Origin of the sequence: Flavobacterium sp., assembly GCF_036515215.1 — a bacterium.
In the GTDB taxonomy this organism is placed as follows: Bacteria; Bacteroidota; Bacteroidia; order Flavobacteriales; family Flavobacteriaceae; genus Flavobacterium.
Genome location: NZ_DATBVQ010000156.1, coordinates 1 through 13,355, shown reverse-complemented (window position 1 = coordinate 13,355; position 13,355 = coordinate 1). Strand labels below are relative to the sequence as shown.

Genomic DNA, 13,355 nt, shown 5'->3' with positions numbered 1-13,355 from the left:
ATTGGTGCCGCAATGGACTGTTACGATACCGCTTTGCGTTATGCAAAAGAAAGAATACAGTTTGACAAACCTATTGCCGGAACTCAACTGCAACAAAAGAAATTAGCCGAAATGATTACCGAAATCACCAAAGCGCAATTGTTGACTTGGAGACTAGGTGTCTTGAGAAATGAAGGAAAGGCTACTACAGCTCAAATTTCAATGGCAAAAAGAAATAATGTGGATATGGCCATACATATTGCGCGCGAAGCAAGACAAATGCTTGGAGCGATGGGAATCACAGGGGAATACTCCATCATGCGACACATGATGAATTTAGAATCCGTGATAACTTACGAAGGAACGCACGACATCCATTTGTTGATAACGGGAATGGATATAACCGGAATTCCGGCATTCAAATAGAAACAAAACTATTACAGTATTTATAAAATCGATAGTAAAAGCTTCTTGGAAACAAGAAGCTTTTTTATATTTACAGCAAAATACCAGCGATGACAATTCAACATATAAACGACATAATACAGCCACAAAAAAACATTTTGTTGCAACACCCATTGTACAAAAAAGTCAAGACGATCAAAGATCTGAAATCCTTTCTTGAAAACCATGTTTTTGCTGTATGGGATTTCATGTCACTATTGAAAGCTTTACAATCAAAATTGACTTGCACGACCACTCCTTGGTTTGCCACCAATAATCCAGAAACCCGATATTTAATCAATGAAATTGTGCTTGCGGAAGAATCAGACTTAACGATTGATGGCCGTCGCCAAAGCCATTACGAAATGTATATAGAAGCGATGAAAGATTGTGGAGCGGAGACTTCAGAAATTGATGGATTTTTGGCCGAACTGCATTCGTTACAAAATATATTTGTCGCCATAAAGCTTAGCGATTTACACCCTAATGTCAAAGCATTTCTGGACTTTACCTTTAGAGTCATTGAAGAAGGAAAACCACATGAAATAGCCGCTGCTTTCACCTTTGGCCGTGAAGATTTGATTCCGGATATGTTTACGGCAATCCTGAAAAATTTCCAAGAAAACTTTCCTGATACGGACCTAAGAAAATTGGTCTATTATTTTGAAAGACATATAGAACTGGACGCTGATGAACACGGTCCTATGGCGATGCAAATGATAACCGAACTTTGCGATAATGATCCGCAAAAATGGGCAGATGTTGAAGAGGTAGCCAAAATGGCTTTAGAAAAACGCATCGGATTATGGGACGCCATCGAAGAAAGGATTACCGCAAAAATAGCCATGGCGTAAAACCATTTCTACCTTATTAGCGTAACTAGTATTAGAATTCATTAAACATCAATTATAACTAATGAAAAAATCGATCCCAATACTAGTTACGGTTTTATTAGCTTTCCTTTTAGCAAATTGCAGCACAGAAAATCCAGTATTTGAGAATAAGCCTATTATGCCAAATTCTCAAAACACGACTAACGCCGCAGCCGAAACCATTCCTATGGTAAAGACGCTAAATCACACCATCAACTATTTAGCGTTAGGAGACAGTTACACCGTAGGACAAAGCGTATGTTCGGACTGCAAGTTTCCGGAACAACTGCAAAAAAGCTTAAAAAACACCAATACCGCTAACAGCTATTCGCTAAAAGTGATTGCCCAAACAGGCTGGACCACAACAAATTTGATTTCAGGGATCAACAACCAAAACTTGAGCCCCAATTATGATTTGGTGAGCCTTCTGATCGGAGTAAACAATCAGTACCAGAACAAAGCCTTTTCCCTGTACGAGAAAGAATTTCCTGAATTGCTAAATAAAAGTATTGCGTTTGCCAAAGGCGACAAAAACAAAGTGATAGTAGTCTCGATTCCCGACTACGCTTACACGCCTTACGGCCAAGGCTCCGGAAATCAATCAAAAATTTCAACCGAGATTGACAACTACAATGCTTACGCCAAAAAATATTGCGAGGAAAACGCAGTTGCTTTTATAAACATTACTGACATCACCAGAAAAGGCTTAATGAATCCTGAGCTATTAGCGCAGGACGGTCTACATCCATCAGAAAAAGCTTATGCATTATTTGTGGAGCGGATAGCACCCGTGGCTGCCAGAATCTTAAACAAATAAAAAAAAGTCCCGATAAATCGGGACTTTTTTATTAATTCTCTGGAGCCAACTCCAGTTCTAAACCTTCCAAACTTTCGGTGATTGGGATTTGACAGCCCAAACGACTGTTTGCTTTTACGTAGAATGCCTCTGAGAGCATCGCTTCCTCGTCATCCCCCATTTCTGGCAAGGCAACATCATTAAGGACATAACACTGACAAGAAGCACACATGGCCATTCCGCCGCAAGTTCCTTCAACAGGAAGCTCATACGCTTTGCACAGTTCCATGATATTCATGGCCATATCCGTTGGCGCCTGCAATTCATGAATTACGCCTTCTCTATCTTTAATTTTTATTAATACATCCATTTTTTAAATATTGGAATTGGTTGGTTAATCGAGTGTATGGTTTTGCGTTAGGGATAGAAGCCGACTGTCGAAGCAGTGCGTATAGCCCGACCACTTTTAGAAAAAAGGCCTGTCACCGCAACGATAGACAGCCTTTTCTCTAAAAGTGGAAACGCCCTAATAACTATTTAAAGAATGTTTACAACAGTTTCAATTTGCGGCGCAAACTTCTTGATAGTGGTTTCCACTCCGGCTCTTAGCGTCATTTGGTTCACACTGCAACTGGTGCAGGCTCCTTCAAGCCGCACTTTGACATGTTTGCCTTCCTCAATGGAAATCAGCGTAATGTCGCCGCCGTCAGAATTCAAAAAAGGCCTGATTTCTTCCAATGCTTTTTGAACTTCAATTGTTAATTCTTCTGTTGTCATTTTATTCTATTTGCAAGATTCAAAACTTTATTATTCTAAAGTTTCAATCTCATATTATTTTTTTACCGCCGAACAACCTGCCATAGTTGTAATCTTTACGGCTTCTGTAGCGGGTAAATTTTCATTTCTGTTTACTACTTCTTGAACCACATTCCTCGTCACCTCATCGAAAATATGCTCGATTGGCGATGCGGTTTGCATGGCTGCGGGACGTCCATAATCTCCAGCCTCACGGATGGATTGCACGATTGGAATTTCTCCCAAGAAAGGAACGCCCAAATCTTCTGCAAGATCCTTAGCTCCTTCTTTTCCGAAGATGTAATACTTGTTTTCAGGTAATTCTTCAGGCGTGAAATAAGCCATGTTTTCGATAATTCCGAGAACAGGTACATTGATGGCCTCAGACATAAACATGGAAACCCCTTTTTTAGCGTCGGCCAAAGCCACGGCTTGAGGTGTGCTTACAATTACAACACCCGTAATTGGTAAGGATTGCACTATCGAAAGGTGAATGTCTCCGGTTCCTGGCGGCAAATCGACCAGCATGAAATCCAGTTCGCCCCAATCAGCATCAAATATCATTTGGTTCAGGGCTTTCGAAGCCATCGGTCCTCTCCAGATTACGGCCTGGCTTGGCGCCGTGAAAAATCCGATTGAGAGTATTTTTACTTCGTAACTTTCGACCGGTTTCATTTTTGACTTACCGTCAACGGTAACCGAAATTGGTTTTTCGCCCTCAACGTCAAACATTATTGGCATCGACGGCCCGTAAATATCGGCATCAAGGATTCCAACTGAAAACCCCATTTTAGCCAAAGTTACCGCAAGATTCGCAGTAACCGTAGATTTCCCTACTCCACCTTTACCGGAGGCAACTCCGATTATGTTTTTTATTCCTGGAATCGCTTTTCCTTTTATTTCCGGTTTGTCCGGAACCTCTACTTTACTGTTGATTTTTATTTTGGCTTCCTGAGAAACTAATTCAAGTATGGCTTTTTTGATATCGTCTTCTGCACGTTTTTTGATGTGCATCGCTGGTGTGTGTAAAACTAAATCGACCACTACCTCATCCCCAAAAGTGATTACGTTTGCAATCGCTCCACTCTCTACCATGTTCTTTCCTTCTCCAGCTATAGTAATTGTTTCTAAAGCTTTAAGAATGTCTTTTCTATCTAATTTCATATAAGTTTACTATTTTCAATTGATTTTTATAGTTGAAACGTTATGTTTATTTAAACTGATTTCAGATTGCAAAGATAACAGTTTAAGTTCTTATAACAGTCGTTTTTGCATTGCATTTATTGATGCAAAAATTAGCGGGAATTACAGGGATTTATCTTGTTGTTATTTGGTTATTCCGGATAAGCGGAAGTCTTCTTGTCGGTTTGCAGCTGCAGTTGTTGTCTATTCTTCGATTACATCAGGAGTCCAGAAGTGTTTCTCGAAATCGATAATCTGGTTGTTTATCACTTCAATCCCTTCGCTTTCCAACAATTGTTGCATGAGATTAGTTCCGTCAAAATGGAATTTTCCCGTAAGCAATCCCTTTCTGTTCACCACACGATGTGCAGGAACATCATCCTTACCGTGTGCCGCATTCATTGCCCAACCTACCATCCTAGCGGAACGGGCCGTCCCCAACGCTTTGGCGATCGCACCATACGAAGTTACCTTACCGTAAGGTATTTGATTGGCGATGAGGTACACTCTTTCGAAAAAATTATCGTTCGACATGGATTTAACTGATTTTAAAAAGTAACAATTAAGTTGTTTTAAGTCCTACTTCCCTATATAATACCGAATGATATTGAACAAGGTGACAAACGAAATCATGCCAGTTATACTACCAATAATCGTATTCATGTTTCTCAACATATAATCGGCCCTCGTTTCTATTTTTTGGAAGAATCTGATATAAAAATAAAAGACAAGTGCGGATCCCAATACTACACCGCTTACAAAAATAAAAATAGAAGTTATGTCAAATGAAAAAAGATCATACGACGACAAAGTAATGCTGACGAAAACATAATATGGAATGGGGAAAAAATTAAGTGCCGAAAGCAACATGCCCAGAAAAAAACGCTTCTTTTTGCTGTTCTTTTTGATTTTGGCTTTCTTTATTTTTGGCTTTTTGGCTATCCACAAAAAATAAACCGTCAGGGCACCAAATATGCCAAATCCCATTTCACGCAACAATATGATTATATCAGGGCGAATGTCTATGACTTGAGCAAATAAAATAGCCACATAGGCTTGAAAAAAGATGATAATTATCGCGCCAAAAACAAACCAAAACGCATTTCTTCCACCTTCTTTGAGATTCACTTTGGCTGCCGTCATATTAATCAATCCCGGCGGAATGATACCTATTACAGCGGTGATGAAGCCTAAAAAGTAAGGTATGATTAAATTCATTTAGTTGGGTTCAAACATTCAATATTGGCCACATATTCCAGCTACATCCGTATTGTTATTCCTTGATTTTAAATCGAATATACGTAATTGCTTTATTAACTTCCAAATATTGTTTTTCGTAAAAAGTCTGGAAAGCAGTCACTTCCTCCGGACTCCCTTCATTCACGTACACATTATGATTGGCGTACAAAACTTCATGCCCTTCGCCATGGAGCAAGCCCAATGTATAACCGTGCATGAATTCGCTATCGGTTTTTAGGTTAACGACACCGTCTTTTTTGAGTATTTTTTTATACAATTGCAAAAACTCCGAATTAGTCATACGGTGTTTGGTCCTCTTGTATTTTATTTGCGGATCCGGGAAAGTGATCCATATCTCATCTACTTCGTTTTCGGCAAAAACATGATTAATGAGTTCGATTTGAGTTCTAATGAAAGCCACGTTATGCAATCCTTCATCAACGGCGGTTTTGGCCCCACGCCAAAAACGGGCTCCTTTGATATCTATACCTACAAAGTTTTTATTTGGGTATCTTTCAGCTAATCCTACTGAATATTCGCCTTTTCCACAACCTAATTCCAACACTAAAGGATTGTCATTTTTAAAGAAATCTGAATTCCATTTGCCTCTTAAGGGAAACAAATTAGACACTACTTCTTCTCTTGTTGGTTGAAAAACGTTACTGAACGTTTCGTTTTCCATGAACCTTTTTAACTTATTTTTACTTCCCACGATTTTTAAAATATTTACTTCGTACAATTCGACCTAAAGGTCTCGGGTCGCAAAATTAAGGAAATATATAAGACCGAAGGGTATGGCGGTGAATTATTTACTGCTGCCGTCAATTTTAGGAATAAAAACAAGTTATCGCTCCCCTTTTTGTAAGTTAATCAGCAATGCATCCTCTATGGGCGCTTTAATTTTGACTACTTCATTGACATTATCGTTAGGAACGGTCATAGACAAAACGTAATGCTTAATTTTCCAGTCCTTGCCTATTTTCACCAAAACGCCCGAGCCCCTGCAAATTTTCATTTGAGTATTGAGCAATTCATCAAACCAAGCCGTTTTTCCACTTTTGTCAAAATAAATATGACGTTCCAGAGCGGTAAAATTCCATGCTTTTCCCTTATCAAAATAGGGTTTTGCAAAGGCTTGGAATTCCGTTTTGTTCCAGTTCTCCGTCGCATCGGTACCAATGAAAATGGCATCCTCGGTCATCAAATTGAAATAGTCATCGTGTTTTGCCTCGGCGGCGGCCTTGTGCCAAGAGTCAAGCATCATATTGATTTTTCCTTTGTCTTTGTTTTGCTCAACCTTAAGGGTTGTAAAAGCCGAGCATAATAAAACACTCATTGAGAGAAGTAATATATTTTTCATAGTTATATAATTATTGGTTTTTTTGAATACGAATGAAATTCCGTTTTTTTACCTAAACCCAAAATTCAATTTTCTATCATGCTATAAAACAACACTTTGAATCAACGAAAAGAATCGAATTTTTTACAACAAACTAAAAATCAGTTTGAAAACGGAAAGGTAAATATAGCTTTTTAAGCCAAATAATTTTACCCTAATTACAAACCCCATTATCGAATGCTATTTTAACGTATTTTTGCACCGCTTATAAACATTAAGCATAAAACCCCAAGTATGAGAAAGTTAATTGTACCTACTGCAATGCTTGTTTCCTTGTTTTTCCTTACCCTGATTTCCTGTAAGAAAAATGAAATTTCCGCTTCAATTCAAGCTGACATAAACACTCCTTTTGACAGTGCCTTAGTGAAAACTTTTTTCACCGAACACCCTTTGTTAAAAAAATATCAAGGAGATGTCGAGAAATTATATCAAAAACACCAATACCACTATGTATGGTATGATAAAAATGGAATCAATGAATTTGGTAATGTTCTGTACGACAAAATCAATTCCCTAAAGGAAGAGGGGATACAGAATACCGTTCCGTACCTAGACGAGCTTGACCTAGTTTACGATAATATGGATGACAACCGGAAACCAAATGTTGATAACGATTTGCTAAATTCGGCACTGTATTTCTATTACACCGAAACCGTTTATGATGGTTTAGACGTCTCGAAATCAAAAGAAATGGAATGGTATCTTCCGAGAAAGAAAGAATCATATGTCAATTATCTAGACGCTCTTTTAAAAGACGCTTCGTTAATCAACAAGGAAGAGAAAGGTGTGTTGAGCCAATATTTCCTGCTTAAAGAGGTATTATCGCAATACCGTCAAATGGAAAAAAAGGGCGGATGGAAAACTATAGTTTCAGATCCAAAATTCAAATCCTACAAAATTGGCGATAGTTCTAAAACCATTGCGCAAATAAGACAACGCTTGTTCATCTCGGATGACATTGCCTCTGACTCCAAAAGTGCCATTTACGACAAAACATTAGCTGCAGGTGTTTTAAAATACAATAAACGAAGTGGCAATGCGTCCAGCACGGTTATTTCAAAGGAACTAATCAAGGATTTGAATGTGCCTGTTGCACAACGTATAAAAACGCTTATGGTTAACATGGAACGTTGTCGTTGGATTTCAAATGACGTTACCAAAACCAAAGAATTAATCGCCATCAATATTCCGGCTTACGAATTAACCTATTTTAGAAACGGAAAACCTGAATTGCATTCTGACGTCGTGGTTGGTAAAACCATGAATAAAACGGTGATCTTTAGCGCCGCGATGAAATACATTGTTTTCGCTCCTTATTGGAACATCCCGAAGAGCATCCTGGAAAAAGAAGTGCTTCCTGGAATAGAAAAAAACCCGAACTATCTGGAGGAACATGATATGGAGTGGAACAAAGAAAACGTTCGACAAAGACCTGGGCCAAAAAACTCCTTGGGTTTAATCAAGTTCTTGTTCCCCAATTCGAATGCCATTTATTTACACGATACACCTGCCAAAAGTCTGTTCAACAAAGAAGACAGAGCTTTTAGCCATGGCTGTATTAGAGTGGCCAAGCCAACTGAACTGGCAATGCACATCTTGCAAAATGACAAAGAATGGGACAAAGAAAAGATTGAAGCGGCAATGAATCGCGGAGAGGAAACTTGGTATACCCTCAAAAATAAAATTCCGGTTTATATTGGTTATTTCACTGCTTGGGTAGATACTGAAGGAATAGTTCATTTCTACGAGGACGTATATGATAGAGACGAGGAGTTGGCAGACTTACTTTATATAAAATAGTGTTCATCGCCTAGAAATCTAAACTGGAAAACCTTGCGGAATAAGCATCAAAAAGGCCCCCTTCTTATTTTAAGAAAGGGGCCTTTTTTTATATTCACAACTCCGAAAAGATTGGCGTTTAATATTCCTTTTGTTTTTCAAAAGAAGTCGCCAGTACTTTTTTCATCTTGTCCAGAGCGCCGTGAAATGCTTTTTCTGTTGAATCGGCGTGGTCAGTCACCACTACAGGCTGCATTTTTGTCGGACGAGCTTCTATAACGCATTTTTTGTCATTAGTCCCTGGCTTATCGCCATTTTCGTCAGCAAAATAAACTTCGATTCGGGTAATTTTATCATCAAAACGTGAAAGTGATTTTTCCAATTCGCCAGAAAAATAGGTTTCTTGTCTTTCGTTTCCTTCTACATTTTTGTCGGTGTTAATTTGTATCTTCATATTGTTATCAATTTATATTTGTCTTCCAAAACTAAACTTAATAAGATAAAGAAACTAAGCCATTAGTAAAACATTATGAAAGTAAGGAAAATCAGATATCTAATCACATGTAATTGCCGCCATTAGGCAGAGAATTGTTTTTGTCTGGTTTCTATTTCCTTTTGGATTATGGCCACACAAGCCTCAAAATTATTTTCTATATGGGCACTCCAAAAGCGTAGCACTTTCCAGTCATGCCCTTCCAGATACTGGTTCACCTCAATGTCCCTTTGGCGGTTTCGCTCGATTTTTTTCTTCCAAAACTCGGGATTGGTTTTGACTCGGTTTTTCTGGTTTTCCCAATCCTTGCCGTGCCAGAATTCGCTGTCCACAAATATGGCTATTTTTAGTTTTTTAAAGGTGAGGTCGGGTGTTCCAAAGACGGTCCTGTTGTTCTTGCGATATCTATAGCCGAGATGCCATAGGGCTTTCGCCAAGCGCACCTCGTCCTTGGTGTTGGTGCTGCGAATGGCGGCCATGATTTTAGAGCGCTGGGCTGGCGTGACACGATCCATGATCGGTGATTTAGGAATCCTTACCCAAAGTTAGGTCCTTTATTTGGCAAACCAAAGCCGTAGAAGAATGGTTTGGCGATTTGAGATTGCGAAGCCGCAAGATAAAAATCCAAGTCCCCAAGCACTTGGACCGTTAATTCTATCCTAATTCCTTTTTGGACAGCAAAGAAATTATTTAACTTTAGTAAAAGTTTTCACGATGAAAAACTTTGTCACAACAATTGTAGTACTATTCGGCTTCTTTATAGCCTCAGCTGACCGTCATAGAAATGAACCTTTTACGGACAGGGCGTTGTACAACCTGAAAACAATCGCAAATATCGTCGCCAAAAAACCAATTGTCGACATAGACAGTGCTAATGTCAATCTGTTTTATCAAAAGTATCCCAAATTAAAAAAGTACAAATCCGATGTGATGACATTGTACAAAAACCGAAAATACAATACCATTTGGTTTGACAATAAAGGGCTCATCGAGTTTGCCAATTTGTTGTACTCCAAAGCAAGCCAACTAGAAAATGAAGGCTTAAACTTCAACTTAGCCTACCGAGATAAAATTGACGCCATTTTCAATAAAGGAACCAATGCAGACCTATCTCCAGTCAACACGGAAATAATGCTTTCAACGATGTATATTTTTTATGCCAAAAAAGTGTTTCACGGAATAGACAGCAATAAATTCGAGCAAATCGACTGGTTTTTACCCCGAAAAAACGTTTCCTATACAAGCCTACTGGATTCCATATTAGCAGCGCCCCAACTGCTGGACAAAAACGAAAAGCAACTCTTCGGACAATATTACAAATTGCGTGAAGCGTTAACGAGATACCGCGAAATAGAAAAAAGCGGCGACTGGCCACTTATCGAAACCAACCCATTAGTGCCGATTCACCATCTGGGAGACAGTTCAAAAACAATCGGTCAAGTGAGGCATCGCCTATTTGTCACGGGGGACCTAAAAAAGGATTCCAAAAGCAACGTTTTCGATCCCGAACTAATGGAAGGGGTTCTAAAGTTCAACCGAAGGAATGGTTATCGGCCAAATCATTACATTGGCCCCCGCCAGATCAATAGGATGAATATACCTATCGAAAAGTACATCAAAACCATCATAGTCAATATGGAACGTTGCCGCTGGATTCCTCCAGCTTTGGCAAAAGAGCAAGAACTCATAATAGTGAACATTCCGGCTTTTAAGTTGGTCTATTTTAAAAATGGCGAGCGAGCATTGGAGTCTCGGGTATTTGTGGGCATCAACATGATGGAAACGGTCATTTTCAGTTCGAGCATCAGCCGCATCGTGTTCAGTCCCTACTGGAACGTGCCGCGGAGCATTGTTGAAAACGAAATCAAGCCAGCGATGAAAAAGGACCCAGACTATCTGGAGAAAAAGAATATGGAGTGGAACGACGGCAAAGTCAGACAAAAACCGGGAGAAAAAAACGCCTTGGGATTGGTAAAGTTTGTTTTCCCCAACACCTACGACATCTATCTGCATGACACGCCTTATAAAACAAATTTTGAGGTCGATATACCTTTGTTCAGCCACGGCTGTATCAATATGCAAAAAGCCAAAGAATTGGCGCTATTGATTTTAAAGAACAATCCGGATTGGCCGCCAGAAAAGGTAGATAAGGCCATGAATGGCGGCAAGGAAATCACTTATGTTCTGAAGAAGAAAATACCGATCCATATCGGGTATTTCACGACTTGGGTAAACGATGCAGATGAAATCAATTTTTACTTTGACATCTATCAGAAAGACAACAGTCTGGCCGACCTCCTTTTTGATTATGATTCCGAATAAAGCAAAGCAGCAAGTAGGGACGGTGAAATTTCCGCTCGATTGGCCTATTCATTTATAGTCAAGACATGTATAATCGACAGTGACGATTGACTTCATTGCCATTTTCGCAATCCGCTTTATGAGGTCGCTTTCAAATCATGTAATTTGACCCCGAATTAATGTCAATCATCTAATTTTTAGCTAATTAGAGTTATTATTTTCTTATATTTAATATGCTAAAAATTAAAGATTATGAAAGTCAAACTCTCCCCTTTTACAATTCTTTTTTTATCACTGAACTCAATCTTGATTTTTTGTGCATCTAGAAAAATTAATCCAGAAAAAAAGCCTTCTTCCCGTTCGACATATACAAACATGGACATTCAAATAAATCCTGCTGATAATATTGATTCACAGGTTTATGATACTTGGGTAAAAAAAACCAAAACACATGCGGACCAAGCCTATGATGAAGTTGTCTACAAGAAGAAGCAAAAAATAATGGAAGACGCAAAGTCCCTTATAGAAGTCTCAGCCAAAGATGATATTGCTGATGGTCCCGATGCGCTAAAAACTGAAGTTACTTCTGGTGCTCTTGTGCATACCATTTCTGGTAAACAGACTAAAATTTCGCCGATGCTACGAGAAAATCGGAAAATCGACGCGACTGCCAATTATACAGGATTAGCTAACTATTTTGGTTACGTTATCAAATAGGGTTATTTATGGTTTGGGGAAATGATGCCAGGCAAATCAATTTTTATTTTGACTCCATTATGAAGACGTCAGCCCAGTCGGACCAAAATCATGCACTTCAACCCCACATTCGTGTCAATAATCTGATTTTCAACAAATTAATAAAGTTATATTTGTTTTTAATTATCTTTAACATCCTAAAAATTTAAAGATAAATACTATGAAATTTAAACTCTCCTTTATTAGAACTCTTTTTATATTATTGGGTTCTGTTCTGATTTTTGGCGCCTTCACGAAAATCAAGTCAAACAAAAATCTTTCATCCGGTTTGACTCTTAAAAACATGGATCCCTCAGTAAGACCTGGCGATAATTTTAATGCCTATGTAAATGGCACTTGGATGAAAAACACTAAAATACCTGCTGACAAAGCTTCTTATGGCATTGCATACATGATTCACGAGAAAGCACAGGAAGACGTGAAAGCCATCATCGAGAATGCTGCTAAAGGCAAGTTTGCCGATGGTTCAGATGAACAAAAAATTGGGGATTTTTACGGCGCTTTTATGGATACTTTAGCGAGAGACCAAATCGGAATTTCACCATTGCTTCCCGAATACCAGAAAATTGATGCCATTGCCAATTACAATGATTTGGCTGCCTATTTTGGTTACGCTAACAAATCGGGTATTAATACCCCATTTGCAATAGGAGTTGTCGAAGATTTTAAAGATCCAACCCAATATATGCTTTACACCTGGCAAAGCGGTCTAAGACTGCCGGACAGGGAATTTTATTTTCTTGACGATGTCAAATCAAAGGAGATACGCCGAAAATATGTAATTCACATCCAAAATATGTTACAGCTTGGCGGAATTCCAAATTCAACTGAACTGGCCCCAAAAATTATGGCTTTAGAAACTACTTTGGCCGCTAAACAGATGAAAAAAGAAGAAACCCGTGATTATGTAAAGCTTTACAACAAATATGCTTTAAAAAATCTAGACCAACTCATGCCTGATTTTGCTTGGACTTCCATGCTAAATAATGCAGGAATTATTGGGCAAAAAAACATTGTCGTTACCCAAGTCGAATACATAAAATCACTCAACAATATCATAAAAACCACCCCTTTAGACACTTGGAAAGCCTATTTAAAATGGAGTGCTATCCATGCAGCCTCAAGGTCATTAAACACTGATTTAAACACCGAAAACTTTGACTTCTACGGCAAAACCCTTTGGGGGGTACAAACTCAACTGCCTCTTTGGCGAAGAGGTGTTGATAAAGTAAATAACAACCTTGGAGAGATTATAGGGAAAGTATATGTGAAAAAACATTTTCAACCCGAAACCAAAGAGAAAGTAACCATATTGGTTAA

The 13,355-nt window shown here is 38.7% G+C and carries 15 protein-coding genes and 1 pseudogene; 7 read left to right on the top strand and 9 right to left on the bottom strand.

Features of this window, described 5'->3' with window-relative positions:
- The 3 genes from VIH09_RS10570 to VIH09_RS10560 all read left to right on the top strand — a co-directional run.
- Positions 1-405 (top strand): acyl-CoA dehydrogenase family protein (locus VIH09_RS10570; RefSeq protein WP_331580729.1); only part of this gene is annotated, 405 nt, incomplete at its 5' end.
- An 89-nt stretch (positions 406-494) separates the two neighbouring features.
- Positions 495-1,277 (top strand): DUF3050 domain-containing protein, encoded by a 783-nt coding sequence (locus tag VIH09_RS10565; protein WP_331580727.1) that lies wholly within the window; start codon positions 495-497, stop codon positions 1,275-1,277.
- Positions 1,278-1,338: 61 nt separating this feature from the next.
- Positions 1,339-2,112: an SGNH/GDSL hydrolase family protein gene (locus VIH09_RS10560; RefSeq protein ID WP_331580725.1), complete on the top strand. Its 774-nt coding sequence runs from the start codon at positions 1,339-1,341 to the stop codon at positions 2,110-2,112.
- Positions 2,113-2,143: 31 nt separating this feature from the next.
- On the opposite strand, the gene VIH09_RS10555 is transcribed toward VIH09_RS10560, so the two are convergent.
- The 7 genes from VIH09_RS10555 to VIH09_RS10525 form a co-directional block, all read right to left on the bottom strand.
- The gene (locus VIH09_RS10555) at positions 2,144-2,461 is read right to left on the bottom strand and encodes a ferredoxin (protein ID WP_331580723.1); all 318 of its coding nucleotides are present in this window, start codon (positions 2,459-2,461) and stop codon (positions 2,144-2,146) included.
- A gap of 167 nt (positions 2,462-2,628) precedes the next feature.
- Positions 2,629-2,868, bottom strand: a complete 240-nt coding sequence (locus VIH09_RS10550; RefSeq protein WP_331580721.1) for a NifU family protein — start codon at positions 2,866-2,868, stop codon at positions 2,629-2,631.
- 54 nt (positions 2,869-2,922) lie between these two features.
- The gene (locus VIH09_RS10545; protein WP_331580719.1) at positions 2,923-4,050 is read right to left on the bottom strand and encodes an Mrp/NBP35 family ATP-binding protein; all 1,128 of its coding nucleotides are present in this window, start codon (positions 4,048-4,050) and stop codon (positions 2,923-2,925) included.
- 222 nt (positions 4,051-4,272) lie between these two features.
- A complete protein-coding gene (locus VIH09_RS10540; RefSeq protein ID WP_331580717.1) occupies positions 4,273-4,602 on the bottom strand; it encodes an MGMT family protein in 330 nt (109 codons plus the stop codon).
- Positions 4,603-4,647: 45 nt separating this feature from the next.
- Complete coding sequence (locus tag VIH09_RS10535) at positions 4,648-5,286, bottom strand: LysE family transporter (protein ID WP_331580715.1); 639 nt, start codon at positions 5,284-5,286, stop codon at positions 4,648-4,650.
- 55 nt (positions 5,287-5,341) lie between these two features.
- Complete coding sequence (trmB, locus tag VIH09_RS10530) at positions 5,342-6,019, bottom strand: tRNA (guanosine(46)-N7)-methyltransferase TrmB (RefSeq protein WP_331580713.1); 678 nt, start codon at positions 6,017-6,019, stop codon at positions 5,342-5,344.
- Between the two features lie 132 nt (positions 6,020-6,151).
- The gene (locus VIH09_RS10525; protein ID WP_331580711.1) at positions 6,152-6,667 is read right to left on the bottom strand and encodes a nuclear transport factor 2 family protein; all 516 of its coding nucleotides are present in this window, start codon (positions 6,665-6,667) and stop codon (positions 6,152-6,154) included.
- Between the two features lie 273 nt (positions 6,668-6,940).
- Here VIH09_RS10525 and VIH09_RS10520 point away from each other — a divergent pair, with 273 nt between their 5' ends.
- Positions 6,941-8,506, top strand: a complete 1,566-nt coding sequence (locus VIH09_RS10520) for a L,D-transpeptidase family protein (RefSeq protein WP_331580709.1) — start codon at positions 6,941-6,943, stop codon at positions 8,504-8,506.
- 118 nt (positions 8,507-8,624) lie between these two features.
- Here VIH09_RS10520 and VIH09_RS10515 read toward each other — a convergent pair whose 3' ends face one another.
- Together VIH09_RS10515 and VIH09_RS10510 are read right to left on the bottom strand one after the other, a co-directional pair.
- Positions 8,625-8,939, bottom strand: a complete 315-nt coding sequence (locus tag VIH09_RS10515) for an HPF/RaiA family ribosome-associated protein (protein WP_331580707.1) — start codon at positions 8,937-8,939, stop codon at positions 8,625-8,627.
- 122 nt (positions 8,940-9,061) lie between these two features.
- Positions 9,062-9,493 (bottom strand): very short patch repair endonuclease, encoded by a 432-nt coding sequence (locus VIH09_RS10510; RefSeq protein ID WP_331580705.1) that lies wholly within the window; start codon positions 9,491-9,493, stop codon positions 9,062-9,064.
- Positions 9,494-9,692: 199 nt separating this feature from the next.
- Here VIH09_RS10510 and VIH09_RS10505 point away from each other — a divergent pair, with 199 nt between their 5' ends.
- The 3 genes and pseudogenes from VIH09_RS10505 to VIH09_RS10495 all read left to right on the top strand — a co-directional run.
- Positions 9,693-11,300, top strand: coding sequence for a L,D-transpeptidase family protein (locus tag VIH09_RS10505; RefSeq protein WP_331580703.1), 1,608 nt, complete (start codon positions 9,693-9,695; stop codon positions 11,298-11,300).
- Between the two features lie 354 nt (positions 11,301-11,654).
- Positions 11,655-11,996, top strand: coding sequence for a hypothetical protein (locus VIH09_RS10500; protein ID WP_331580701.1), 342 nt, complete (start codon positions 11,655-11,657; stop codon positions 11,994-11,996).
- 199 nt (positions 11,997-12,195) lie between these two features.
- Positions 12,196-13,355: pseudogene (locus tag VIH09_RS10495) on the top strand (M13 family metallopeptidase N-terminal domain-containing protein); the annotation flags it as partial.